The sequence below is a fragment of the Mesorhizobium sp. LMG 17147 genome (assembly GCF_024297145.1).
GTDB lineage: Bacteria > Pseudomonadota > Alphaproteobacteria > Rhizobiales > Rhizobiaceae > Mesorhizobium.
Map to the genome: position 1 here is coordinate 343,575 of NZ_JANCTC010000004.1, position 21,906 is coordinate 365,480.

Genomic DNA, 21,906 nt, shown 5'->3' on the forward strand with positions numbered 1-21,906 from the left:
ACACTGTTCCGATAGTGCGGCAATGGTCAACAACGACTGCCGCGCGCAATGCGGCTATTGTCCGACCGAGGCGATCCGGTCGGTCACCTCGCGGTCGCTGGCAAACCCGTCATCCTCGCGCAGCTTCTGGCCGATCAACTGCACCAATTCCGGGTTGTCGGCGAATTTGGTGTGGTTGAAACGGTCGGCACCCTTGACGCTGGAGAGGTCGACGACCGACACGCCGTAGCTGGCGAGGTCGGCGGCGTCCTTGTAGTCGCCGACGCGCGGCCGCGCGCCGGCGATCAGGCCGGACAGCCTGAGCGCCCGGTCGTCGTCGGAGAGCAGCAGGATGAACGGCTTGTCCGGTTTGCCGTAGCGGCGCATCTGGCTCTTGAACACGTCGACGTCGATGTCGGGCGAGGCCAGCACAACGTCGCCGAGCTTGCCGCCGAGATCGCGGTCGCCGGTGATGGCGAGCTGGCGCAGCGCCTCCATGGTGACCCAGGTCCCCAGCGAATGGGCAACGATGTCGATGCGCCGCGCGCCGGTCTGCGCCAGCATTCTCAGCGTCACTTCGAGCTGATCGCGGGCAACGCTGGCGCTTTCCTTGTCGTAGACATAGTCGGTGGTCTTGGCGCCCGACGCCCAGGAAAACAGCACCGGCGTGCCCGGATAGCCGGAATCATGAGTGATCTGGGTGACGCGGTAGACGGCGTCGTCGAAGCCGGTGTTGTAGCCGTGGACGAAGACCATGACGCGGCCGCCGCGCGCCGCGATGTCGGCGCTGAGCGCGCTGGAGAATTTCGGCTGGGTGTCGTAGCCGACGACCTCGGAAGCCATGAAGTATTTGGCCGGATCGTCCGACTTGCCGCGCGAGCGCCGCTCGATCTGGCCTGTCTTGTGGATGCCGGGGACGGTTACGTTGACGCGGGCATAATTCAGCGTCGCCGACCGCTCGCCGTCGAAGACCTTGTTGGGATCGTCGGAGCGCTTGCGGGTGGTTGCGATGAAGATCGAGTGGTTGCCGGCGATTTCCGTCACCGGCACCGCCATCATGGCGCTGCCGAGCAGTTCCTCGGTTTGGCGGCCGCCGCAGCCGGCGAGCAGCGCGGCAAGGACAATGATGCAAATCGTCTTCAAGGGCACTTAAGCAATTCCACTCCGGCCTGACCAAAGGCCCATCCACCTCCGCCGCCCCTCCCGGACAGGCGAAGTGCGGCAGAAGTAAGTCGCGGATGCCGAAATGCGCTCAGTGCCTCGCGACGGCCATCGCACTGTTGCGCGAAAGCCAGAACGGCGGCAGGAACGCCGGGATGTTGGAAAACGGCAGCACTTCCGGCTTCAGTCTTATGCCAAGCACGTCGGTCATGAAGGCGCGGCGCGCCTCGATGCGGCGCCAGGCTTCGGGATAGCGCGCGGCGATCTCTTCGCGCAGCGCGTCGTCTGCCAACGCGATGCCGTCCTCGATGTTGGTGGTGAAATAATCGGTGCCGGTCGCCGGGATGATGTCGACCTGCAAGGCCATGCCCGACCTCAATCTGATGTCGGAGCCGGAAAATACCGGCGAATGCATCCATTCGTCGATATGGATGAGATGGCCGGGATTGAGCGACACGCCGAAGAACGGATCGCCGATCCGGTCGTGCACCGCTTGCCACAGCGCGCCGCTGGGAACGCCGATGCCGACCGTCTCGTACCAGTCGACGACGGCGCAGAAATAGGGCGCGACCAGTTTCTCGACATAGTCCTGGATGCCCCTCGGAAGCTCGGCCGCGTCCTCGACCAGAAAACCGGCGCGGGCGTTGAGCGAGCCCTGGATGCCATAGGCCATGGTGATCGGGTCGCCGCGTTTGATGACGTCGAGACGGGGGCTCGGCAAGCCATAGGCTGCGCGCCTGCCGGCCGACAGCATCGGGTGACAGCATTGCGGCAGCCCGTTGATGCCCATCAGCCGCGCCGCCTGCAATTCGGTCATGCCGGGTTCGATGACCTGTAGGACATTGCGCAGGCCTTGCGAGGAATAGGTCGCGGCGAATTCGAATGCGGCCAGCTGGTCGGCCTCGTTGATGGCGCGCAGGCCGTCGGCAGGGTTCATCAAAAGGTTCGCGGCGTTGACGATCACGCCCCTGTCGCCGGCAAGCGTGCGTAGCGTGTCGGCGATGAAGGACGGCAGGTCGAGCGTCGTTTCGCCCAAACCGGTATCGCCGGCGCCGAACGGTTTCCAGCCGATGGCGCCGATGCGCTGGCCGGCTTTCAGGCCGCAATCGGCAAGAATGTTGGGAAGCGCCTGCGAGCGGTCGCGCAGCTGCGCCGGCAGCGAAAAGGTCTGGTAGAGCACGCGCTCGTACGGCCCGTCGCAGATCTCGGCATAGCCCCAGCCCTCATTGCCGACCAGCAGTTTTGGCGGCTTGCCGGGAACGATGACCAGCAGCGTCTCCTCGAAGCGCGGATCGTAGCCGCAGAGATAGGCGACATTGGCGGCATGTTCGCGGTCGCCATAGACGACGAACGCGTCGAACCCCGCTTCGCCGCCGCGTGCAACCAGTGCCGCGATGCGGGCCTCATAGGTGGCGCGCGGGACCAGCGGCATCACCGTCGGCTCGCCGAACTCCGGCAGCGACACGGTTTTCTGGGCCACCGATGCGACAGGCATGAATAGACGCTCCTAACGGCCAACGAGGTTTTGGGAACACCCTTTCAGGGTGGCCGGACAATGGCTTCGTGAAGCCGGATATGCAATAGCGTGGCCGAATTCGGCTAGCCTGTGGGGTGCTCTTGCCATGACCAGTTTCTCCTCTCGCGTCGCTGCCGCCGCTGCCGCGATCCGCGAGATCTTTCCGGAAACGCCGCTGCAGGAAAACGACTATCTGTCGAAGAAGAGCGGCGCGCGGGTGCTGCTGAAGCGCGAGGACCTGACGCCGGTGCGCTCCTACAAGATCCGCGGCGCCTTCAACTTCTTCCGCAAGACGCTTGCCGCCGGCAATGCTGCCGAGCTGTTCGTCTGCGCCTCGGCCGGCAATCACGCGCAGGGCTTTGCCTTCGTCTGCCGCCATTTCGGCAAAAATGGCGTCGTCTTCATGCCGGTGACCACGCCGCAGCAGAAGATCGACAAGACGCGGCTGTTCGGCGGCGAGTTCGTCGAGATCAGGCTGGTCGGCGATTTTTTCGACGACTGCTACCGCGCGGCACTCGAATTCACCGAAACTGCCGGCGCGCACATGGTGCCGCCTTTCGACCACAAGGACATCATCGAAGGGCAGGCGACGGTCGCCTACGAGATATCAGGCCAGATGCCCGGCGCGCGCATGGCTGATATCGTCATGCTGCCGGTCGGCGGCGGCGGCCTGGCCGCCGGCGTCACCCATTATTTCGCCGACCAGCTGCGTGAAACACGTTTCGTCTTTTGCGAGCCGGCCGGCGCCCCGAGCCTGAGCGAGAGCCTTGCCGCCGGAAAGCGGGTCAAGCTCGCCAAGGTCGACAATTTCGTCGACGGCGCGGCCGTGGCCGAGATCGGCCGCGAGCCGTTGCGCCACCTCAAGGAGTTTGCTGCCGATGCAGTGCGGCTGATCCCGGAAAACCGGCTCTGCGCGACCATGATCGAAATGCTCAATGTCGAAGGCGTCGTGCTCGAGCCGGCCGGTGCGCTGGCGATCGATGCGCTCAAGGATTTTTCCAAAAAGGAAATCAGGGGCAAGACCATCGTCGCCGTGGTGTCGGGCGGCAATTTCGATTTCGAGCGGCTGCCGGATGTGAAGGAACGGGCGCTGCGCTTCGAGGGCTTGAAGAAATACTTCATCATCCGCTTTCCGCAGCGGCCCGGCGCGTTGCGCGATTTCCTCGAATTGCTAGGCCCCGACGATGACATCGCCCGCTTCGAATATCTGAAGAAATCGGCGCGCAATTTCGGCTCGGTGCTGATCGGCATCGAAACCAAGGACCGCCGCAATTTCGACCTGCTCAAGGCGAATTTCGACGCCGAGAGCGTCCACTACCAGGACATCACCGACAACGAGACACTTGCCGGGTTCATCATATGAGAAGCAACGATCTTCCGAACGCTCCGGCGAACGTTTTTATCGCGCTGTTTTCCGGCATCAATGTCGGCGGCAATCGCATCGTCAAGATGGCGGAACTCAGGTCATTTTTTGAGCAGCTCGGCTTCTCCGATGTCGCCACCTATGTGCAGAGCGGCAACGCCGTGTTCCGGTCGTCAGACGGCGATGCGGCGATGCTGACCAGGCGGCTGGAAGCGGAATTCGAGAAGAAATGGGGCTTCCATTCGCGCATCATGGTGCGCGATCTCGGCTGGCTCGAGCGGCTGGCGGCGGACAATCCCTATCCGGAAGTGGCCGGCGAGCCGACCAAGCTGCATGCTTATGCGCTGGAGCGCCGGCCGACCGCCGAGGAGGTGGCCCGTCTGGCGGAAAAATGCACCGGGCCCGAACGCTTCGAGATCAAGGGCGACGTGCTCTACCTGCATGCGCCCGACGGCCTCGGCAAATCGGTCTTTGCCAATCTCATCCCGCGCGTTCTGAAGGTGCACTGCACGGCGCGCAACTGGCGCACCGTGCTGATGCTGCTCGAGATGGCCAAGGCCCGCGGTTAACAGGTCGTCTACGCGGCCGGAGCGCGTTTCCAGTCGAATGCCAGCTCTTCACGGAAGGCGAAGCGCTTGATGTGCTCGGCGACGACCGTTTCCAGGCGCTCGAGCGAGCCAGCTTCATCGGTCGTCACCGCAATGTGCAGCGCAGCCGGGTCCGCATCGAGAACCGTGCGGCCGAGCGTCAGATCGATGGTGCCGTGGTTCGGGTCGAATTCGACGGGAAACTTGTGCGCCCAATGTTTGCACAGCTGCTGCAGATAGCGGCTGGCATGTTCGGTGGCGACGTCGACATGGCTGGCCGGCATGAATGAATTCTCCTTGGGAAGGCGGACGCGAAAACCGAACCGGGGCCCGCCTGCGTCCGCTCAAGATAGCGTGATCGGTTACCAGCTGCCGGTGTTCGGCATCGACGCCCACGGCTCGGCCTTCGGCTTGGCCGGACCTTTCTGCAACAGCTCGATCGAGATGCCGTCCGGCGATTTGACGAACGCCATGTTGCCGTCGCGCGGCGGCCGGTTGATGGTAACGCCATTGTCCATCAGCCGCTGGCAGGTGGCGTAGATGTCGTCGACCTCATAGGCAAGATGGCCGAAATTGCGGCCGCCCTTGTAGTCTTCCGGGTCCCAATTGTAGGTCAGCTCGATCAGCGGCGCCTTTTCGGAGATGCCGCTCTGCTCGTCTTCGGTCGCGGCGAGGAAGATCAGCGTGTAGCGGCCCTGCTCGTTTTCATGGCGGCGCACTTCCTTGAGGCCAAGCTTGTTGCAGTAGAAATCGAGCGAAGCATCGATGTCGGCGATGCGGACCATGGTGTGCAGATAGCGCATGATTTCCTCCTTATGTTGCGTTGCGGCGCAACATAAGGGCGGCCCGGCCAAAGGGCAATCGGCCACGCTTGCCGGCGCCGGCAAACGGCAAATCCGCTATTCCTGTACGGAACCGTGAAAAAAGGCACGTCAGGTCTTGCACACACCGGAAGCCGCGGTGTTAATCTGATACCAAGAATCAGTTGCAGTGTTTCTTGAAAAAAGGGGGCGTTCTTATGGGGGAAAAGGCCTCTTTCATGGGGCGGGACGGGGCCGGTAACGATGCGTTGAAGCGGGATGAGAGCGCCGATACGGCCGATCTCGTCGAAATCGCCGGCGCCATCAAATGGTTCGACGTGGCCAAGGGCTACGGTTTCATCCTTCCCGATGATGGTACTTCGGGCGACATCCTCCTCCACGTGACATGCCTTCGAAAGGACGGTTTTCAGACCGCGCTTGAAGGCGCCCGCGTCGTCTGCCTGGTCAAGCAGGGCGAGCGTGGGCTGCAGGCCTTCCGCGTGCTCTCGATGGATGTCACCACGGCGATCCATCCGGCAGAGATGCAGGAGCAGCGCACCCATGTCGCGGTGACGCCGGAAAGCGGCCTCGAACGGGCGCTGGTGAAATGGTTCAACCGCACCAAAGGGTTCGGCTTTCTGACCCGGGGCGAGGGCACCGAGGATATTTTCGTCCACATGGAGACGCTGCGCCGCTACGGCATCACCGAACTCCGCCCGGGCCAGGTGGTGCTGGTCCGCTTCGGGCGCGGCGACAAAGGCCTTATGGCTGCCGAAATTCACCCCGATATGGGTACCTTGCCGGTCTCGCATTAGTTCCGGTCGAGGATTTCATATGGCTCACAGGAACCGGCTGACGGCGGGCGCGCTCTGCGCCGGGATTTTCCTCATCGTCGCCGCAAGCGCCTTCTTCTATTTTCAGCAACCGAGTTCGGCCGACGGCAAGGCGATGATCCTTCCCGTCGACCCGGCGCCGCTGGTCGCGGTGACGAAGGCCGGCGAGCGTTCTTTCTCCGTCGAAATTGCCGACACGCCCGCCGAGCGCGAGGCCGGCCTGATGTTCCGCCGGCACATGGCCGACAATCACGGCATGCTGTTCGTGTTCGGTGCGCCGCAGGATGTGAGCTTCTGGATGAAGAACACGCCGATGCCGCTCGACCTGATCTTCGTCGGCCAGGACGGCCGGATCCGGGCGATCAAGCAGGGCGAGCCGCAGTCTGAGGCGATCATCTCGCCGGACGAGCCGGTGCGCTTCGTGCTCGAGCTCAAGGCAGGCACAGCCGCCAAAAAGGGCATTAAGGACGGCGACCTGCTGCGCCATCCGGCCATCGGCACGGCGCCGGGGCCGGCCATGCTGCCGCCCGACAAGGGCGACGCGCCGAGTGTCGATTCCGACTGAACGAACGGGCAGGATCTTCGGCCGATGCAGTTCTTCTCCCATGATGGTTTCGACCTTGCTTTCCTTGATCGCCAACCGGCATCGGGGCAGGGCGATCCGGTGCTGATGATCCACGGCTTTGCCTCGAGCCATTACGTCAACTGGGTGTCGCCCGGCTGGTTCAAGACGCTGAACGATGCCGGCTACCGTGCGATCGCCTTCGACAATCGCGGCCATGGCTCGTCGTCGAAGAGCTATGACGAAGCCGACTACACGCCGGCAAAAATGGCGTCCGACGCGGCAGCTCTTTTGACCCATCTCGGCATCGAACGCGCGCATGTCATGGGTTATTCGATGGGCGCGCGCATATCGGCCTTCCTGGCGCTCTCCGACCCGGAGAAGGTGGCGACGCTGGTCTTCGGCGGTCTCGGCATCGGCATGGTCGACGGCGTCGGCGACTGGGATCCGATAGCCGACGCCCTTCTGGCTGACGATCCGGTAGGCACCAGCGATCCGCGCGGCCGCTCGTTCCGCGCCTTCGCCGATCAGACCCGCAGCGATCGCCGCGCGCTCGCCGCCTGCATCGCCACCTCGCGCGAATTGCTGAGCGAGGCCGACATTGTCCGCATTGCCCAGCCGACGCTGATCGCCGTCGGCACCAAGGACGACATCGGCGGCTCGCCGGATGAACTCGCCGCTCTGATGCCCAACGCCAGGGCTTTTCACATCGAAGGCCGCGACCATATGCTGGCGGTCGGCGACAAGACCTTCAAGCAGCGCGTGCTGGAGTTTTATGCCGAGCATCCGCTTTGATGGACGGCTCCCGAAGCGGCCATTGCGCCTGAGGCTGGGGTCCTTAGCGGTTTTGCAACGATACAGGAGTAAATAAGCGCGACGTGTGGATCGGTTCAAACCCGCCATGCGCTGAACGGAGGGCAGGGGGTATCATGGCACAATGGGGAAGGACCGACGCCGCTTTGCTGGGCGTCATTGCAAAAAGCAGGTTCGGCGAATGGTCCGTCGTACTAGCGCTGGCTGCATTAGCGGCAGGGGCGATGGCGATCACCGCGTTGATAGCAATGCCGAGCGACGCGTCTCCACTGCTCCAGAACAGTGCGACGGGCTTCTTCGCTGCGGTATTTTTTCTGGCCGGGCCTGTGGCACATCTTACGGGAGTGGTCTTCGGGTTGATGGCCGTTGGTCGCCCAAACGACAATCGTGTGCTCGGCCTGGCTGGCATCGTGGTCAATGGTGCGTCGCTGGCGGCTGGGGTGTTCATGTTGTGGGGAATGGCATCGACTTTTGGCGCATTCACCTGATTTCGGGCAAATATCCCGGACGCACGCGAGCGACGCGAACTACTATCCGCCCGGGCCGTGCCCAAGCGCCTGGAGCGAGCGCGCCATGTTTTGCCGGGCCTGGGTTTCGAAGCGCCGGCGGAATTCCTCGCTGTGAAAGATATGCGGACGCGCGAGGAAGCCCTTTAGGACAGCGGCACGGCCGGCCCGCCACATAGGCTCGTCGACCCACTGGTATTCGCGGCGAACCGCCTGTTCGTAGGCGTCGAACACGTCGGGCGCGGCACCCAGGATCGCCAGGTCCGTGTCGAGGAACAGCGCCGCGTCACGAACGGAATGCTGGTCGCCGAGGGGCGGCAATTCGTGGCTGGCAGTTGCAGTGATCATCGCCGCGATGTGGCCGAGGCGTCGTGCGTCGGCGCGGCCGGCGAGCTTCTCCTCGGCAAGTGCGGCACTCCTCGCCTCATTGTCCTTGGCGCGGCTGTCGTAGATCGCGTCGTGGAACCAGATCGCCGCTTCGACTGCTTCAGGATCATGCAGCAATGCCTTGTAATCGTTGGCTAGCGCCAGCATCGCCTCGATATGGCCAAGGTCGTGGTAGTGGCGATCTTCGGCCGCATAGAGCGCGGAAAGCTCGAATTTCAGGGTCTCGTCGATCAAGGTTGCGTTTTCCATGGCTGCTTGAAATTCCGCCAACCAAATCCATTTGACGAAGCACTAAGGAAAATTGAGTTCACCCGTGCTATGATCTGGCTTATAGGTGCGGCCGGAGAATAGGCAAGCCGCCAACCGAGACAGTGGATGCCGAGACATTGGATGGCCGGAGACATCAGATGAACAGCGTTACGATTTCTCGTCCCACCATGGTGCAGCCGGTAGATCCGATCTGGCGTTCGATTCGCGATGAAGCGATGGAAGCGGTCAACCGCGATCCGCTGCTGGCGGCGTTCCTCTATTCGACCATCCTCAACCAGGAAAACCTGGAAGAAGCGGTCATTCACCGGCTGGCCGAGCGCCTCGCCCACCAGGACATCGGCTCCGACCTCATTCGCCAGACATTCAAGGCAATGGCGGCCGACGACAAGGATTGGTCGACGACGGTGCGCGTCGACATCCAGGCCTATTACGACCGCGATCCGGCCTGCGACCGCTTCATCATGCCGGTGCTCTACTTCAAGGGTTTTCATGCCATCCAGACGCACCGGCTTGCGCATTGGCTGTGGAACCAGGGCCGCCAGGATTTCGCACTGTATCTGCAGAGCCGGTCGTCATCGGTGTTCCAGACCGACATCAATCCGGCTGCCCGCATCGGCAAGGGCATCTTCCTCGACCACGCCACCGGCCTCGTCGTCGGCCAGACGGCGGTGATCGAGGACGACGTGTCGATCCTGCACGGCGTCACGCTGGGCGGCACCGGCAAGGCCGGCGGCGACCGCCATCCCAAGATCCGCTACGGCGTGCTGATCGGCGCCGGCGCCAAGATCCTCGGCAACATCGAGATCGGCCATTGCTCGAAGATCGCGGCCGGCTCGGTGGTGCTGTCGCCGGTGCCGCACAACAAGACGGTTGCCGGCGTGCCGGCCCGCGTCGTCGGCGAGACCGGCTGTGATCAGCCGTCGCGGCAGATGGACCAGCTGTTGCCATCGCAGACGATGGACCACGTCGTCAGCTTCGACATCTGAGTGCTCGGGCAGGGGCTGAATTCCTGCCCCCTATGCCGGCTTGCCTTTACATGGCCATCGTCGACGTGCCAGAAGCGCGCTCACCAATGCATATCGCCCAAAAGTGCCCAGCGGTTTTGGGATAGCGACATGGATGAAGCAAGATTCAAAGCGCGTCGCATCGATCTCTTCAGACGCGACGCACTTTAGCAAGCGACGATCGGAGAAGACTGTTGAAGCCGGACGAAATCAGAAAGCTGGACGCCTATTTCAAGCGCACCTTCCAGAACCCAAAACTCGAAGTGAAGGCGCGGCCGCGCAAGGAAGATTCGGCCGAGGTCTATGTCGGCGACGAGTTCCTCGGCATCGTCTTCAAGGACGAGGACGACGGGGACTATAATTTCTCGATGGCGATCCTCGACATCGATCTGGCCTGAGCCGGAGATTTAGCTGGCCGCTACGCCTCAAGCGCAGCGGCGGTACGGAACCTTGCAAGACGCCGGCGGGACAGCGCCTCCCTCTGGCCTGCCGGCCATCTCCCCCACTTGGGGGGAGATTGGCAGCCTCGGCGCTGCGCTCTTCCTGCAACATTGGCGAAGGCCAAGATGGCGGCCGATCTACCCCCTCGTGGAGATGTCCGGCAGGACAGAGAGGGGCGCGAAGGATCGCTACGGAACGGCTCGTTTCGTTGCTTACCGCCCGGTCTTCAGCACACGCGCTGCCTCGCCCAAAATCGCTGCATCGAGCGCCTGCCAGTCGCTCAGGAATTCCCGGGGGAAGCGGTAGGTGAGGCTGAGATTGTCGCCGACCAGGATGTCGCGCTCGCAGGGCGCTAGCGATTCGTCCGCGCTCGGGCCGCTCAGGCAGCGTGCGACAAACGGATCCTTGCCGGGGCGGTCGGCGACCGCCAGCACTTCGTTGAGATAGCCTGACTTTTCGCTGAAGGCGTAAAGCGTCGTGCCGCCAGGGCCGGGCGTACCCGGCTTGGCAATCAGCGCACTGTAGATCGGCGCGAAGCGGCCGCTCATGTCGCGCGACATCATCTGCGGCTCGAACGACAGGAAGACGATGTCCTTGCTGGGTCCGGTGTGGTTGAAGTCGTTGCGGGCAGCCTCGCTGTAGCCGTCCATCTCGGGATAGCGCAGATAGAGGTCGAGCCGCGAGGCGATGCCGTCGCGCCGGGCCTGGGCAAAGCGGATGACATTGGCCGGCACGGCGATGACGTTGTTGCCGATGACGACCTTGTGGACCGTGGTGTCGTCGGTGTACCCGGCCATGGCGATCGAGCGGCCGAACCATTTGCCGCCGAGGCTGATCGCCACGGAAAGCAGCGCCAGCGTCGCGAACGCATAAAACACCCGCTTCATCAGCGTCGAATCGACGACGCTGAGTTGCGGGCCCTCTGTGGCGGCTGCCTGCTTCATCGCGACCCTCATTTGCCGTCTCATCGGGTGTACCTGAGCGGCACATCTCGGCGCGGCACGGCTCTTGCTTCGCAGCTTTTGCGGACGACTGTGCGATTTCATGGTAAACGGAGAGTAAAGATGGGGCCGGTCGAACAAATCATATTCAGTTTTATGGCTGGGCTGACGGCTTGCGGCCTGGCCGGATCGGCGATGGAGCTGATCGCCGGCCGTAGGCTGGCCTTCGTCCAGCCCTATGTATCGTCGAAGCACATGCTGCGCTCGCTCGCCGCGACGGCTTGCGCTGGGCCGTTGATGTTCGCCAACGAGGCGCTGGACGCCTGGCGCGAGCGTCGCATCTCGGTGCTGGGGCTGATCTCCTGCGGCTGTACGGCGACCATCTGGGCGCTGGCGCTGGGCATGGTGGTGATCGCCATTGCGTCCTGGGCGGCTTCGCTTCTAGGGTCTGGCAGCTTGTCGGTGTGAGACGATCTGGAGACAGCAATGCCGATCTACGCGATTGACGGAAAAGCGCCCGCCTTCGAGGACGTCGACAGCAACTGGATCGCGCCCGATGCCACGCTGATCGGCAATATCAGGATCGGCCGCAATGCCGGCTTCTGGTTCGGCGTCGTTATCCGCGGCGACGACGAACCGATCGTCGTCGGCGCCGACACCAACGTGCAGGAGCATGCAATCATGCACACCGACGCCGGCTTTCCGCTGACCGTCGGCCAAGGCTGCACGATCGGCCACCGTGCCTTGCTGCATGGCTGCACGATCGGCGACAACAGCCTGATCGGCATGGGCGCCATCGTGCTGAACGGCGCGAAGATCGGTAACAACTCGCTGGTCGGGGCCGGCGCGCTGGTCACCGAAGGTAAGCAATTCCCCGACAATTCGCTGATTGTCGGCTCCCCCGCGCGCGTCGTCAGAACGCTCGACGAAGCCGCAATCGCCAGGCTGCGCGCCTCGGCCGCGCATTATGTGGCCAACGGCAGGCGATTCAGGGCTGGGCTGAAGAAGGTCTAGCCGATCCAGAAATGGTGGAGCCGGCCTTGGGATACCGAAAGCATAGCCCCTTCCAAGTCAAACCGGCTGGGCGGTCGGCCGGAACAAGATCTCGTTGATATCGACGTCGTCGGGCTCGTTGATCGCGAAGGCGACCGTGCGGGCAAACGTATCTGGCCCCACGGCGATCTTGCTCACGAAGTCCCTGGTGTCGTGCTGGATATCCTTCTCGCTGATGTGCTCAAGCAACTCTGTGGTGACAGCGCCCGGCGAGATCACCGTGGTGCGGATGTTGTAGGGTTTCACCTCCTTCCGCAGACCCTCGGACAGCGCACGCACGGCGAACTTGGTGGCGCAATAGACCGCCGCACCCGGGTCGACCACATGGCCGTATACGGACGAGACATTGATAATGTGCCCCGATCGCTGCTCCTTCATGTACGGAAGCGCGGCCGCGATGCCGTAAAGAACGCCCTTGATGTTGACGTCGATCATCTGGTCCCATTCGTCGACCTTGAGCCGTTCGAGCGGGGCCAACGGCATGAGGCCCGCATTGTTGAGCATCACGTCGATGCGGCCGAATTCCCGGACCGCCGTGTTCACCAGGTTCTGGACCTGGCCGGCGTCGGTGACGTCCGTAGTGACGGCCTTGGCTTTGAGCCCAGCGGCGGTCAGTTCCTGGACAAGGGCGTCGATGCGGTGTGACCGGCGTGCACCCAGGACCACGGAAGCGCCTCGCGCGGCAAGATGGCGTGCCGTCGCTTCACCGAGGCCGCTGCTGGCACCGGTGATGACGACGACCTTGTTCTCGATTCCTTCGGACATGAGATTCTCCTGGACAAGAATTGAAAGAGTTCAGGTGCGGGGGCCGGCCGAGGCGGCGAGCAGGGCCGAACCCGTGAGCAGGACGGCGGCGAGAAGGAAGGCGCTCCACCAGCCGGCCGCGTCGAACAGCAGGCCTCCCGCGATAGCGCCGCCCGCGATCGCGAACTGGATCAGGGCGACCTGGAGTCCGCCCCCGGCCTCCAGGTCTTCAGGGATGAGCGTGGTCATCCAGGTGTTCCACGCCACCGGGATCGGGGTCGCGAACAGTCCCCAAAGAACCAGCAGGCCGGCCGTGGCGCGTGCAAACGGTCCAAAGGCAATCAGCAGTAGAGCGAAGACCGCGAGTGCACTCGGCAGCCCGATCAGCACGGCTGTGAGGTGCCGCCGGAGTATGAGGCCGATGATCGACAGTCCCGCCAGGCCGCCGAGGCCGACGCCCAACAGAGCCATTGAGAGGGTGTTGACCTCGAGGCCCGTCACGTTTTCCAGAAACGACCGCAGGTAGATCGAGAGCGCGTTCTGCCCGATGAACGCGAGCCCGGTTGCGCCCATGCCGATGGCGAATCTGCGATTCCGCAGCAAGCGGAACATGCTCGACACCGAGGCGGCCTCCATCGGTGGCATCTTCGGGAGAACGGCCAACTGCCACACGAGCGCCGCAAGGCCGATGGGGACAGTGACGAAAAAGGTTCCCCGCCATCCGATCAGCGATCCGAGGAAGCTGCCGACGGGCGCGGCGATCACCAATGCGAACGCAGTGCCACCCTGGAGCAAGGCAATGGCCTTGGGCAGGTCGGGTCCCGGGGCCAAGCGGGCCAGAATGGCCGTCGACAGTGACCAGAAACCGCCGATCGCGATGCCGACCAGCGCCCGCCCGGCCAGGAAGACTAGGAAGTTGGGAGCAACCGCCACCGCCAGGCTCGATGCGGCCAGCACTGCCGTATGGAGCAGAACCACCGTCCGTCGATCGACGTTTCGCAACAGCGAGTTGCCGAAGAGGCTGGTAACCACGGCGAAGAATCCGGATACCGCGATTGCCTGGCCGGCCTGACCCTCGGAGACGGCCAGATCCTGAGCGATCGGGGTGAGCAGGCTCACCGGCAGGAACTCCAGTCCGACTAGAAGGAAGGTCAGCAGCGACAGGCAGACCAACGCAGACCATGGGGTCGTCGTGTTGTCAGCAACGGCGGCCTCGCCCAGCGCGAGTTCAATGGTCATAAGGCAGTCTCCTGTCCGTTCCCGAACTAAGTAGTCGGGCTGGCCAAATGCGACTAGCGGGTATAATTTTGATGTGGTTGTGAATGAGGCTCATCAATGCCACGCGACGAGTTCGCCGAAATGCGCGCGTTCCTGGAGATCACCCGGACGCGGAGCTTCACCCGAGCAGCCGCCAAGCTCGGCGTCACTCCTTCGGCTCTTAGCCACACCATCAAGTCGCTGGAGTCGCGGCTTGGCGTCCGTCTTCTGTCTCGCACCACGCGCGACGTGGCCCCGACGGCGGCCGGTCAACGCCTCAAGGAAGGCATCGAACCGCATTTCGAAGGCATCGCGGCTGAGGTCAGCGCTCTGGGCGTGCTGCGCGACAGGCCGTCCGGCAACATTCGCCTGGTGTGCACCGACGATTCGGTCGACATTGTCTTCCGCGCCCGGCTGCCAAAGTTCCTGAGCGACTTCCCCGATATCAATGTCGAGCTGGTGGTCGATAACGCCTTCACCAACATCGTCGAGCGCCAGTTCGACGCCGGTGTTCGGCTGGGCGAGTCCATTGCCCGGGACATGGTAGCCGTGCGCATCGGAGCCGACGTGACCTACACTGTCGTCGGCTCACGCCGTTACTTCGCCCACCGGACACCGCCGCAGACGCCGCAGGAGCTGACCGACCATAACTGCATCAACTACCGGCTGCCGACGTCAGGATCGGTCTATGCATGGGAATTGCGGGAAGGAGCGCGCGAGTTCAGTGCTCGGGTCGAGGGGCAACTGACGCTTAACAACATGGGGCCGGCGATCCAGGCCGCGCTTGACGGAGTGGGCTTGGCCTATCTACCGCGCGAACTCGTCCTGCCACATATTGAGAGTGGCCTTCTTCAGGAAGTCCTGACCAAATGGTGCCCGACGTTCCAGGGTTACCACCTGTACTATCCAAGCCGACGCCATCCCTCTCCGGCGTTTTCCGCCTTTGTCGACGCGTTCCGTATCAGGGGCAAGTAACAGCGTTTCGACGGCAAACGGCAGCTCATATTCCACAAACGATCGTGAGACAGCTTGGATGACGAAGCGCAGTTGGAGGCAAAGCCGAGATAACTGTATCGAGATGTTGTTCCGCCGGAAATGGTGGAGCCGGCCCGGGGACGGGGCCGGCTCCTAAACCCGGTCGTTGGGGACGGGGAGGGTGGGGACTCGACCGGGTTTCTCCTAAAGCGCGAAGTCATGCGACGCACTTAACCTCTGTTTTATGCATGTCGTTATCCCAAAACCGCTACGCGCTTTTGGGCGACATGCATTGGCGTCCTCAGCGGACGCTGGCGACCGCGTCGGAGCGGCCGTCGTTGATCGTCACCCAGGCGCCGGAATTCCGCTCGGACTGGCGCTTCAGATAGGTGTAGCCGGTATTGGTCCAGGACAGCACCTTGGGTTGGAGATTGTCGAGGATGAACTCGCCAAGACTGGTGCGCACGGTCAGCACCGCATGGCCGTCGCCGTTGCGCTGGCGCACGACCGTCATCAGCAGATCGCCGGCCGGCACGCCGATGCTCATCAGCTCGCGCCGCTTTTCCAGCGCATAGTCCTCGCAGTCGCCGACGCCGTTATTGGGAAAGGACCAGACTTCCTCCTTGCCCCACATTTCCATGTCGGTGCGCGGCGCGACCTTGCTGTTGACCGAATTGTTGATCTTGACGATCGTCGCCCACAGCTTGCGGGTGAGCTCGACGGGTGCCCCGCCAGGCGTCCTCTGATTGCATTCGCGCGGAAGCTGCTGGCACAATTCGTAGTGACCGACCGGCTGTGTGGTGCGGCCGCCGGTGTGCATGAAGGCCGGCTCCGCCGCGTTTGCAGTCCCCCAGCCGAAAAGCTGCATCGCTATTGCCGCCAGCAACAGCTTGCCCCTCATCCTGTTCATTATTCCGTCTCCCCGTTTGAGGAGACAATGACACGGCTGGATTTATTTGACGCAAAAGCGCGAAGTAGACATTAAGTAAAACGCCAATAGAATAAACCTAAAATTTGATGCAATTGAGTATAGAATTGTTTAAGGATTCCAGCCGGGCATGTTCCCATGCTTCGTTGCACCGTTCGAACAGCTAGGATGGCGGGACGGAGGGCGCGAAGGATCGCCAGCCTCGCTTCCCGATGGCGCTAACGCTTCCGCGTCAGCCGCGCGGTGAGCTGAATTCGGTATCGAGCGTTTCGGGGCGCTGGATGACGGCGAACTCGATGGCGATGCCATCTTCGAAATGGCGCACCACCTGGCCGCGCATGGTGCCCAGCGTCACCTGGACGCCGATGGCCGGCTTGACGTCGATCTCGATCGCCGCGCCCGACAGCGACAGGTCGATGATGCGGCACTGGTACTGGCGTCCGTCGGCAAGCTGCAGCACGCTCGTCGGGTTGCGCGGCGCGACGCGTTCATGGCGACGGTCTTCCGGCAGGTCGAGCTCGTGCTTGTTGGCAAGCCAGGTCAGTTGCGCGGCGAGCTTGTCCCTCTTGCGCTCCGACGCGATGACGGTCATCGCAAAGCCATCCTGCAAAGTGCGGGTAATGACGCCCTCGATGCGTCCGATATGATCGATATAGGCAATGACCTTTTCGCCAGCCAGGCCGGCGCGCTCGGTGCGCAGCGAAACGTTGCCGGGCGACATGTCGACCACCTGGCAGGGATGTTCGGTGCGGTCTTCCAGCATGAAGCGTCCGTAAATTTTCACGCGGACGCGCTGAAAGTTACGCCTTTCAGCTTGGGACGGCGCATGGTCGACCGCCGCTGACCTCATCACTGCCATACCCCGTTCGGCATTCCGCGCATGGATGCGGGGAATTTCAGCGGAAAACTACAACAAAGCAGGTTAACAAAGGGGAAAGCCCGGCGCTGTTGCTTTAAGCTTTGGGCATCATTCCTCGCGTCCGCCGTCGAAGACGACCAGGTGACGGATGCGGCGGGCGTGGCCGAGCGCCGAAATCGTCTCGGGCGGGTCGAATTCCGACGGGGCGAGCGAGGGAACCTCTATCGCCGGCCGGTTCTTCAGGAACATCGGCTCCTTGTCGGGATCGACGACACGGATCGAATCGATCAACGCGTCGAAAACCGGGTCCGCGCCCAGCCAGAAGGGCTTTTCGACGGCGCTTATCACGCCGAGGCAACGCGGGCTCTCTACCCCGCCGTCGAGCGGCAACGCGAGCAGCTCAAACCTGTTGGAGCGGCCATTGCGGCTGAAACCCTCATAGGTAATGAGGGCTGCCGATTTCAGGTCGAAGACACCGTCGGTGAGCTTCGAGATCAGCCGCTGGTCCTTTTCGCGCCACAGCGAAGGGAATGAAAACCCCTTGAGTTCGCGGCCATAGACTGCGCAAAGCCTGGTGCCGGCCAGCCGGAACACCGCTTCGCCGCGCGTGTCCTTTTCCAGGATAAACGTGTCGGCCAGCAGCGACTTGATGTCGGCCGGTTCGACTTCCGAGCGCTTCGGGGCAGGGCGTCCGTCACGCAACCGGTTCCAATAATGGAACAGCGTGATCGATCCGGTCTGGTTCATGCTAATGCTGCTCCGCGCATTCTGTCTTCTGATGTCCCATCGGTGAACAGAAGGGCGCCCTCCGAAGACCTACATGCGTTGCGGAGCAGGATGCGTGCCAGCATCGTTAATACTTGTTCACGGGTCGGGGCGGTTAAGGTTAACAACTGGTTTACGTTGCGCGTCTGCCAGCCCTGTGGCACACCAAAACCACTCCAGAAGCGGTCGTTTTGCGACGATCGGCAGCACTTCAGTCAAGAGTTCAGGGGGAGCAAGGGGGCTCGACCAGCCGTTCAAGGGAAACCTTGGACGGCTTCTTTTTTGATTCGGGCCTGCCGATTCGCCGTTTGTGATTCGGTTGGCCGTGATCTACATGCTCGCGAAGTCCAATCCAGCGACTGAGTGCAAGCCATATGAGTGACCCAGAAAGCCCACCGGAGATCGAGCAGGGCCAGGGTGGGCCTGTCGCCCGCGAACCGGAGCAGCGCCGCGAGCCGGTGTTCAACCTGCCGCCCGTGGTGCTGGCGGTGATCGGCATCTGCGTCGCGGTCCATCTGATCCGGGTCTATTGGCTGACCGACGACCAGGACTTCGAACTGCTTGTCCGGGCTGCCTTCGTGCCGATCCGCTATTCCGGCCGCTTCGACCTGGATTTCTTTGCGTTTTCAAGCCCTTTTACCTATGCCTTCCTGCATGGCGGCTTTGCCCATCTTGCCATCAATATGGTGTGGCTTGCGGCCTTCGGCTCACCGTTGGCCAACCGCTTCGGCGCCCTGCGCTTCAGCCTGTTCTTCGCCGCCACCGGCCTGGCGGCGGTGGCACTGTTCTGGGCCATGCATCCGCTTGGCGAGGCACCGCTGGTCGGCGCCTCCGGCGCGATTTCCGGCATGATGGGCGCGGCGGCACGCTACGGCTTCCGCATCGACCGCTCGTCGGGCAAAGCGGCCTTCGCTGGCCAGCCCTTACCGATGGCGGCGGTCCTGCGCTCGCGCGGCGTCGTCACCTTTCTCGCCATGTGGATGGTCATCAACCTGGCGACCGGCCTCTTCGGCCTGGTGCCCGGCATTGACGGCCAGATCGCCTGGGAAGCCCATATTGGCGGCTTTCTTGCCGGCTTCTTCGGCCTGCGGTTTTTTGATCGGCGAGAGCAGGTGCCCCGGCAGACGGAGGAGCCGGAGAGCTGAGACCTCCGCACTTGAAAAGCAACCGATCGCGGCGCACCATGTTCATCCCAGGGAAAGCCGGCCAGGGCAGGAGCCGGCAGGAAATGCAGAGGAGGACGCCATGACTGTTAAGGCAATTCTCGAGGCGAAAGGCCACGACGTGGTGACGCTCGGGCCGAACGAAAAGCTCAGCGAAGCCATCCGCATGCTTTCCGAACACAGGATCGGCGCGCTGGTCATCACCAACGGCGATCACAAGATCGTCGGCATTCTTTCCGAGCGCGATGTGGTGCGGGTTCTCGCCAAGGAGGGGGCCGCGGCGCTCGACCTTGCCATCCGCTCGGCGATGACGCCCAAGGTGAAGATCTGCAATGAGAACCACACCGTCAACGAGGTGATGGAGATCATGACCAAGGGCCGCTTCCGCCATCTGCCGGTGGAAAAGAACGGGCTGCTCGACGGCATCGTGTCGATCGGCGATGTGGTCAAGCGGCGCATCGAGGACGTCGAGCGCGAGGCCGAGGAGATCAGGGCCTATATCGCCACGGCATGAGGCGGCGGCGGCCGGGTTGCCGGCCATTTGAATTTTTCAAGCTGCTATAGCAGTCCATCGCGGCAGCTGCGGGCCTGTGCCGCGTCGGCGCCTGCGGCTTGGCGCTTGTCTCGCGAAGCGGTTTGCACTAGCGAAGTTGCACACCAAAATATGCGTTCCGCATATCCACAATTCCAATATGCAGGCCCTTATGAGCATCATCGATACCCGCACGCCCGACGCCAAGCGCCTGGTTCCCGGCGCCACCGGCGACTGGGAGATCATCATCGGCCTCGAGGTCCACGCGCAGGTGACCTCGCAGGCAAAGCTGTTTTCCGGCGCCTCGACCACTTTCGGCGCCGCGCCCAACGCCAATGTCAGCCTGGTCGATGCGGCGATGCCTGGCATGCTGCCGGTGATCAACGAGGAATGCGTCAAGCAGGCGATCCGTACCGGTCTGGGCCTGAAGGCCGAGATCAACCACAAATCGGTCTTCGACAGGAAAAACTATTTCTATCCCGACCTGCCCCAGGGCTACCAGATCTCGCAGTTCAAGCAACCGATCGTCGGCGAGGGCAAGGTGATCGTCTCCGTCGGCCCCGACCGGCAGGGCGAGTTCGAGGATATCGAGGTCGGCATCGAGCGCCTGCACCTGGAGCAGGATGCCGGCAAGTCGATGCACGACCAGCATGCGACGATGTCCTATGTCGATCTCAACCGCTCCGGCGTGGCGCTGATGGAGATCGTTTCGAAGCCGGATATGCGCTCGGCCGATGAAGCCAAGGCCTATGTCACCAAGCTGCGCACCATCGTGCGCTACCTCGGCACGTGCGACGGCAATATGGACGAAGGCTCGCTGCGCGCCGACGTCAACGTCTCGGTACGCCGGCCTGGCGGTGAATTCGGCACGCGCTGCGAGATCAAGAACGTCAACTCGATCCGTTTCATCGGCCAGGCCATCGACTCCGAGGCGCGCCGCCAGATCGCCATCCTGGAGGACGGCGGCAAGATCGACCAGGAAACGCGGCTGTTCGATCCCAACAAGGGCGAAACGCGCTCGATGCGTTCCAAGGAAGAAGCGCACGACTATCGCTATTTCCCGGATCCCGACCTTCTGCCGCTGGAATTCGACCAGGCCTATGTCGATGCGCTGGCAAAGGACCTGCCTGAACTTCCGGACGCCAAGAAGGCACGGCTGATCTCCTCGCTCGGCCTGTCGACCTACGACGCCTCGATCCTGGTATCGGAAAAGGCGGTCGCCGATTATTTCGAGAAGGTGGCGGCCGGGCGCGATGGCAAGCTTGCCGCCAACTGGGTCATCAACGACCTTCTGGGAGCCTTGAACAAGGCCGGCAAGGATATTGAAAATGCTCCTGTTTCGCCCGACCAGCTTGGCGCGGTCATCGACCTGATCAAGGAAGGCACCATCTCCGGCAAGATCGCCAAGGATCTGTTCGAGATCGTCTGGAACGAGGGCGGCGATCCGCGTCAGCTGGTCGAAAGCCGCGGCATGAAGCAGGTCACCGATACCGGGGCTATCGAAACGGCGGTGGACGAGGTGATCGCAGCCAACCCGGACAAGGTCGAACAGGCGCGCGCCAAGCCGACCATGGCCGGCTGGTTCGTCGGCCAGGTGATGAAGGCGACCGGCGGCAAGGCCAACCCGCAGGTGGTCAACGAGCTGGTCAAGGCCAAGCTCGGGATCGAATAGGATGTTCGTCCGCACCGCCGGCGAGCGCGATCTTGCGGCGGTGCGCGCATTGCTGGTCGAGACATGGCACGTCACCTATGACGCGATCTACGGCGCGGCGCGGGTCACCGAAATCACCGACGAATGGCATTCGATCGCCGCGCTCAAAGCGCGGTTGACACGACCGAACTCGGAATTCCTGGTCGCCGACGATGGCAAGAGCATCGGTGGCATGGCTTTCGCGGCCGCCACGACGGATGCCGGGGTCGTCATGCTGAACCAGCTTTACGTGCATCCGGCCTGGCAGAGGCAAGGCATCGGCAAGGCCCTGCTGGACGAGATCGAGGCCAGCTTTCCGGAGGCCCGAACGCTGCGCGTCGAGGTCGAGGAAGCAAATGCTCCGGCCGTTGCCTTTTACCGCTCGAGAGGGTTCACGCCCGCCGGCAACACGGCCGATTGCGGCGGCGCCTCAGGATTGCCGGCGCTGGTTTTGGAGAAGGCGATCGGCTAGAGCGGCGGACTTTCATGTGAGTCCATAGCCTGCGGCAGTGAAGTAGTTTCTGCATTCTGTTGGAGAGAAGAGATTGCAGATATCGCCAATGGCCTGCCACAGGGCGTAGATGGTTCTGATGGCCTTTGCTCGCAGATGCGCCTTGAGCTTGGCGAAGGCCATTTCGATCGGGTTGAGATCGGGGCTGTAGGGCGGCAGGAAGAGCAGCCATGCGCCTCTGGCCCGGATGGCTGCCTCGGCGGCCGGACTCTTGTGGGCAGCGAGATTGTCGAGGATGACCACATCGCCCTTTGCCAGCGTCGGAG

The 21,906-nt window shown here is 62.9% G+C and carries 27 protein-coding genes; 15 read left to right on the forward strand and 12 right to left on the reverse strand.

Annotated features, from left to right (window positions below; all coding sequences use genetic code 11):
* Window positions 1-54: 54 nt before the first annotated feature.
* Window positions 55-1,128 carry an alpha/beta hydrolase gene (locus NMG46_RS11185; protein WP_254817699.1) on the reverse strand — a complete coding sequence of 358 codons (1,074 nt, stop codon included), beginning with the start codon at window positions 1,126-1,128 and terminating at the stop codon, window positions 55-57.
* A 103-nt stretch (window positions 1,129-1,231) separates the two neighbouring features.
* Window positions 1,232-2,635: an aminopeptidase P family N-terminal domain-containing protein gene (locus NMG46_RS11190; protein WP_254817700.1), complete on the reverse strand. Its 1,404-nt coding sequence runs from the start codon at window positions 2,633-2,635 to the stop codon at window positions 1,232-1,234.
* 127 nt (window positions 2,636-2,762) lie between these two features.
* Here NMG46_RS11190 and ilvA point away from each other — a divergent pair, with 127 nt between their 5' ends.
* Both ilvA and NMG46_RS11200 read left to right on the forward strand, forming a co-directional pair.
* The gene (ilvA, locus tag NMG46_RS11195; RefSeq protein WP_254817701.1) at window positions 2,763-4,019 is read left to right on the forward strand and encodes a threonine ammonia-lyase IlvA; all 1,257 of its coding nucleotides are present in this window, start codon (window positions 2,763-2,765) and stop codon (window positions 4,017-4,019) included.
* Window positions 4,016-4,588, forward strand: coding sequence for a DUF1697 domain-containing protein (locus tag NMG46_RS11200; RefSeq protein WP_254817702.1), 573 nt, complete (start codon window positions 4,016-4,018; stop codon window positions 4,586-4,588). Before ilvA ends, NMG46_RS11200 begins: the two co-directional genes overlap by 4 nt.
* A gap of 8 nt (window positions 4,589-4,596) precedes the next feature.
* Here NMG46_RS11200 and NMG46_RS11205 read toward each other — a convergent pair whose 3' ends face one another.
* Complete coding sequence (locus tag NMG46_RS11205) at window positions 4,597-4,890, reverse strand: DUF2218 domain-containing protein (protein ID WP_254817703.1); 294 nt, start codon at window positions 4,888-4,890, stop codon at window positions 4,597-4,599.
* Window positions 4,891-4,968: 78 nt separating this feature from the next.
* Window positions 4,969-5,409 carry a lactoylglutathione lyase gene (gene gloA, locus NMG46_RS11210; protein ID WP_254817704.1) on the reverse strand — a complete coding sequence of 147 codons (441 nt, stop codon included), beginning with the start codon at window positions 5,407-5,409 and terminating at the stop codon, window positions 4,969-4,971.
* Window positions 5,410-5,645: 236 nt separating this feature from the next.
* Between gloA and NMG46_RS11215 the strand changes: the two genes are divergently transcribed.
* The 4 genes from NMG46_RS11215 to NMG46_RS11230 all read left to right on the forward strand — a co-directional run bounded on the left by NMG46_RS11215 (window position 5,646) and on the right by NMG46_RS11230 (window position 8,102).
* The gene (locus NMG46_RS11215; protein ID WP_352752645.1) at window positions 5,646-6,221 is read left to right on the forward strand and encodes a cold-shock protein; all 576 of its coding nucleotides are present in this window, start codon (window positions 5,646-5,648) and stop codon (window positions 6,219-6,221) included.
* A gap of 19 nt (window positions 6,222-6,240) precedes the next feature.
* Window positions 6,241-6,804, forward strand: coding sequence for a DUF192 domain-containing protein (locus tag NMG46_RS11220; protein WP_254817706.1), 564 nt, complete (start codon window positions 6,241-6,243; stop codon window positions 6,802-6,804).
* Between the two features lie 24 nt (window positions 6,805-6,828).
* Window positions 6,829-7,596: an alpha/beta fold hydrolase gene (locus NMG46_RS11225; RefSeq protein WP_254817707.1), complete on the forward strand. Its 768-nt coding sequence runs from the start codon at window positions 6,829-6,831 to the stop codon at window positions 7,594-7,596.
* A 134-nt stretch (window positions 7,597-7,730) separates the two neighbouring features.
* Window positions 7,731-8,102, forward strand: a complete 372-nt coding sequence (locus tag NMG46_RS11230) for a hypothetical protein (RefSeq protein WP_254817708.1) — start codon at window positions 7,731-7,733, stop codon at window positions 8,100-8,102.
* A gap of 42 nt (window positions 8,103-8,144) precedes the next feature.
* Here the strand turns inward: NMG46_RS11230 and NMG46_RS11235 are convergent, their stop codons facing one another.
* Window positions 8,145-8,756, reverse strand: coding sequence for a hypothetical protein (locus NMG46_RS11235; RefSeq protein ID WP_254817709.1), 612 nt, complete (start codon window positions 8,754-8,756; stop codon window positions 8,145-8,147).
* Window positions 8,757-8,914: 158 nt separating this feature from the next.
* On the opposite strand from NMG46_RS11235, the gene cysE reads away from it, so the two are divergent.
* Window positions 8,915-9,763, forward strand: a complete 849-nt coding sequence (gene cysE, locus NMG46_RS11240) for a serine O-acetyltransferase (RefSeq protein ID WP_254817710.1) — start codon at window positions 8,915-8,917, stop codon at window positions 9,761-9,763.
* A 212-nt stretch (window positions 9,764-9,975) separates the two neighbouring features.
* The gene (locus tag NMG46_RS11245; protein WP_023674799.1) at window positions 9,976-10,179 is read left to right on the forward strand and encodes a DUF3126 family protein; all 204 of its coding nucleotides are present in this window, start codon (window positions 9,976-9,978) and stop codon (window positions 10,177-10,179) included.
* A 255-nt stretch (window positions 10,180-10,434) separates the two neighbouring features.
* Here the strand turns inward: NMG46_RS11245 and NMG46_RS11250 are convergent, their stop codons facing one another.
* Window positions 10,435-11,166, reverse strand: a complete 732-nt coding sequence (locus NMG46_RS11250) for a hypothetical protein (RefSeq protein ID WP_254817736.1) — start codon at window positions 11,164-11,166, stop codon at window positions 10,435-10,437.
* A gap of 120 nt (window positions 11,167-11,286) precedes the next feature.
* On the opposite strand from NMG46_RS11250, the gene NMG46_RS11255 reads away from it, so the two are divergent.
* Both NMG46_RS11255 and NMG46_RS11260 read left to right on the forward strand, forming a co-directional pair.
* The gene (locus NMG46_RS11255) at window positions 11,287-11,631 is read left to right on the forward strand and encodes a hypothetical protein (RefSeq protein WP_254817711.1); all 345 of its coding nucleotides are present in this window, start codon (window positions 11,287-11,289) and stop codon (window positions 11,629-11,631) included.
* Window positions 11,632-11,649: 18 nt separating this feature from the next.
* A complete protein-coding gene (locus NMG46_RS11260; RefSeq protein WP_254817712.1) occupies window positions 11,650-12,177 on the forward strand; it encodes a gamma carbonic anhydrase family protein in 528 nt (175 codons plus the stop codon).
* Between the two features lie 57 nt (window positions 12,178-12,234).
* Here NMG46_RS11260 and NMG46_RS11265 read toward each other — a convergent pair whose 3' ends face one another.
* Both NMG46_RS11265 and NMG46_RS11270 read right to left on the reverse strand, forming a co-directional pair.
* Window positions 12,235-12,981 (reverse strand): SDR family oxidoreductase, encoded by a 747-nt coding sequence (locus NMG46_RS11265; protein WP_254817713.1) that lies wholly within the window; start codon window positions 12,979-12,981, stop codon window positions 12,235-12,237.
* 30 nt (window positions 12,982-13,011) lie between these two features.
* Window positions 13,012-14,199: an MFS transporter gene (locus NMG46_RS11270; RefSeq protein WP_254817714.1), complete on the reverse strand. Its 1,188-nt coding sequence runs from the start codon at window positions 14,197-14,199 to the stop codon at window positions 13,012-13,014.
* A gap of 96 nt (window positions 14,200-14,295) precedes the next feature.
* Between NMG46_RS11270 and NMG46_RS11275 the strand changes: the two genes are divergently transcribed.
* Window positions 14,296-15,192: a LysR family transcriptional regulator gene (locus NMG46_RS11275; protein WP_254817715.1), complete on the forward strand. Its 897-nt coding sequence runs from the start codon at window positions 14,296-14,298 to the stop codon at window positions 15,190-15,192.
* A gap of 301 nt (window positions 15,193-15,493) precedes the next feature.
* On the opposite strand, the gene NMG46_RS11280 is transcribed toward NMG46_RS11275, so the two are convergent.
* The 3 genes from NMG46_RS11280 to NMG46_RS11290 form a co-directional block, all read right to left on the reverse strand.
* A complete protein-coding gene (locus NMG46_RS11280) occupies window positions 15,494-16,093 on the reverse strand; it encodes a transglutaminase-like cysteine peptidase (protein ID WP_254817737.1) in 600 nt (199 codons plus the stop codon).
* A gap of 259 nt (window positions 16,094-16,352) precedes the next feature.
* The gene (locus NMG46_RS11285) at window positions 16,353-16,970 is read right to left on the reverse strand and encodes a PilZ domain-containing protein (RefSeq protein ID WP_254817716.1); all 618 of its coding nucleotides are present in this window, start codon (window positions 16,968-16,970) and stop codon (window positions 16,353-16,355) included.
* A gap of 117 nt (window positions 16,971-17,087) precedes the next feature.
* The gene (locus tag NMG46_RS11290) at window positions 17,088-17,726 is read right to left on the reverse strand and encodes a PAS domain-containing protein (protein WP_254817717.1); all 639 of its coding nucleotides are present in this window, start codon (window positions 17,724-17,726) and stop codon (window positions 17,088-17,090) included.
* A gap of 392 nt (window positions 17,727-18,118) precedes the next feature.
* On the opposite strand from NMG46_RS11290, the gene NMG46_RS11295 reads away from it, so the two are divergent.
* The 4 genes from NMG46_RS11295 (at window position 18,119) to NMG46_RS11310 (ending at window position 21,601) form a co-directional block, all read left to right on the forward strand.
* On the forward strand, window positions 18,119-18,889 hold the full coding sequence (locus NMG46_RS11295) for a rhomboid family intramembrane serine protease (protein WP_254817718.1): 771 nt from the start codon (window positions 18,119-18,121) through the stop codon (window positions 18,887-18,889).
* A gap of 100 nt (window positions 18,890-18,989) precedes the next feature.
* Window positions 18,990-19,421 (forward strand): CBS domain-containing protein, encoded by a 432-nt coding sequence (locus NMG46_RS11300; protein ID WP_023717464.1) that lies wholly within the window; start codon window positions 18,990-18,992, stop codon window positions 19,419-19,421.
* 190 nt (window positions 19,422-19,611) lie between these two features.
* Window positions 19,612-21,111, forward strand: coding sequence for an Asp-tRNA(Asn)/Glu-tRNA(Gln) amidotransferase subunit GatB (gene gatB / locus NMG46_RS11305; protein WP_254817719.1), 1,500 nt, complete (start codon window positions 19,612-19,614; stop codon window positions 21,109-21,111).
* Window position 21,112: 1 nt separating this feature from the next.
* Entirely contained in the window at window positions 21,113-21,601 is a 489-nt protein-coding gene (locus NMG46_RS11310; protein ID WP_254817720.1) for a GNAT family N-acetyltransferase, read from the forward strand.
* A 12-nt stretch (window positions 21,602-21,613) separates the two neighbouring features.
* Here the strand turns inward: NMG46_RS11310 and NMG46_RS11315 are convergent.
* Window positions 21,614-21,906 (reverse strand): transposase (locus tag NMG46_RS11315; RefSeq protein ID WP_254817721.1); only part of this gene is annotated, 293 nt, incomplete at its 5' end.

Bases quoted from the DNA above. Each gene is read 5' to 3' on its own strand.
- NMG46_RS11190 (WP_254817700.1), bottom strand. From the start codon at position 2,635: ATGCCTGTCGCATCGGTGGCCCAGAAAACCGTGTCGCTGCCGGAGTTC.
- ilvA (WP_254817701.1), top strand. From the start codon at position 2,763: ATGACCAGTTTCTCCTCTCGCGTCGCTGCCGCCGCTGCCGCGATCCGC.
- NMG46_RS11200 (WP_254817702.1), top strand. From the start codon at position 4,016: ATGAGAAGCAACGATCTTCCGAACGCTCCGGCGAACGTTTTTATCGCG.
- NMG46_RS11205 (WP_254817703.1), bottom strand. From the start codon at position 4,890: ATGCCGGCCAGCCATGTCGACGTCGCCACCGAACATGCCAGCCGCTAT.
- gloA (WP_254817704.1), bottom strand. From the start codon at position 5,409: ATGCGCTATCTGCACACCATGGTCCGCATCGCCGACATCGATGCTTCG.
- NMG46_RS11215 (WP_352752645.1), top strand. From the start codon at position 5,646: ATGGGGCGGGACGGGGCCGGTAACGATGCGTTGAAGCGGGATGAGAGC.
- NMG46_RS11220 (WP_254817706.1), top strand. From the start codon at position 6,241: ATGGCTCACAGGAACCGGCTGACGGCGGGCGCGCTCTGCGCCGGGATT.
- NMG46_RS11225 (WP_254817707.1), top strand. From the start codon at position 6,829: ATGCAGTTCTTCTCCCATGATGGTTTCGACCTTGCTTTCCTTGATCGC.
- NMG46_RS11230 (WP_254817708.1), top strand. From the start codon at position 7,731: ATGGCACAATGGGGAAGGACCGACGCCGCTTTGCTGGGCGTCATTGCA.
- NMG46_RS11235 (WP_254817709.1), bottom strand. From the start codon at position 8,756: ATGGAAAACGCAACCTTGATCGACGAGACCCTGAAATTCGAGCTTTCC.
- cysE (WP_254817710.1), top strand. From the start codon at position 8,915: ATGAACAGCGTTACGATTTCTCGTCCCACCATGGTGCAGCCGGTAGAT.
- NMG46_RS11250 (WP_254817736.1), bottom strand. From the start codon at position 11,166: ATGAAGCAGGCAGCCGCCACAGAGGGCCCGCAACTCAGCGTCGTCGAT.
- NMG46_RS11255 (WP_254817711.1), top strand. From the start codon at position 11,287: ATGGGGCCGGTCGAACAAATCATATTCAGTTTTATGGCTGGGCTGACG.
- NMG46_RS11260 (WP_254817712.1), top strand. From the start codon at position 11,650: ATGCCGATCTACGCGATTGACGGAAAAGCGCCCGCCTTCGAGGACGTC.
- NMG46_RS11265 (WP_254817713.1), bottom strand. From the start codon at position 12,981: ATGTCCGAAGGAATCGAGAACAAGGTCGTCGTCATCACCGGTGCCAGC.
- NMG46_RS11270 (WP_254817714.1), bottom strand. From the start codon at position 14,199: ATGACCATTGAACTCGCGCTGGGCGAGGCCGCCGTTGCTGACAACACG.
- NMG46_RS11275 (WP_254817715.1), top strand. From the start codon at position 14,296: ATGCCACGCGACGAGTTCGCCGAAATGCGCGCGTTCCTGGAGATCACC.
- NMG46_RS11280 (WP_254817737.1), bottom strand. From the start codon at position 16,093: ATGAGGGGCAAGCTGTTGCTGGCGGCAATAGCGATGCAGCTTTTCGGC.
- NMG46_RS11285 (WP_254817716.1), bottom strand. From the start codon at position 16,970: ATGAGGTCAGCGGCGGTCGACCATGCGCCGTCCCAAGCTGAAAGGCGT.
- NMG46_RS11290 (WP_254817717.1), bottom strand. From the start codon at position 17,726: ATGAACCAGACCGGATCGATCACGCTGTTCCATTATTGGAACCGGTTG.
- NMG46_RS11295 (WP_254817718.1), top strand. From the start codon at position 18,119: ATGAGTGACCCAGAAAGCCCACCGGAGATCGAGCAGGGCCAGGGTGGG.
- NMG46_RS11300 (WP_023717464.1), top strand. From the start codon at position 18,990: ATGACTGTTAAGGCAATTCTCGAGGCGAAAGGCCACGACGTGGTGACG.
- gatB (WP_254817719.1), top strand. From the start codon at position 19,612: ATGAGCATCATCGATACCCGCACGCCCGACGCCAAGCGCCTGGTTCCC.
- NMG46_RS11310 (WP_254817720.1), top strand. From the start codon at position 21,113: ATGTTCGTCCGCACCGCCGGCGAGCGCGATCTTGCGGCGGTGCGCGCA.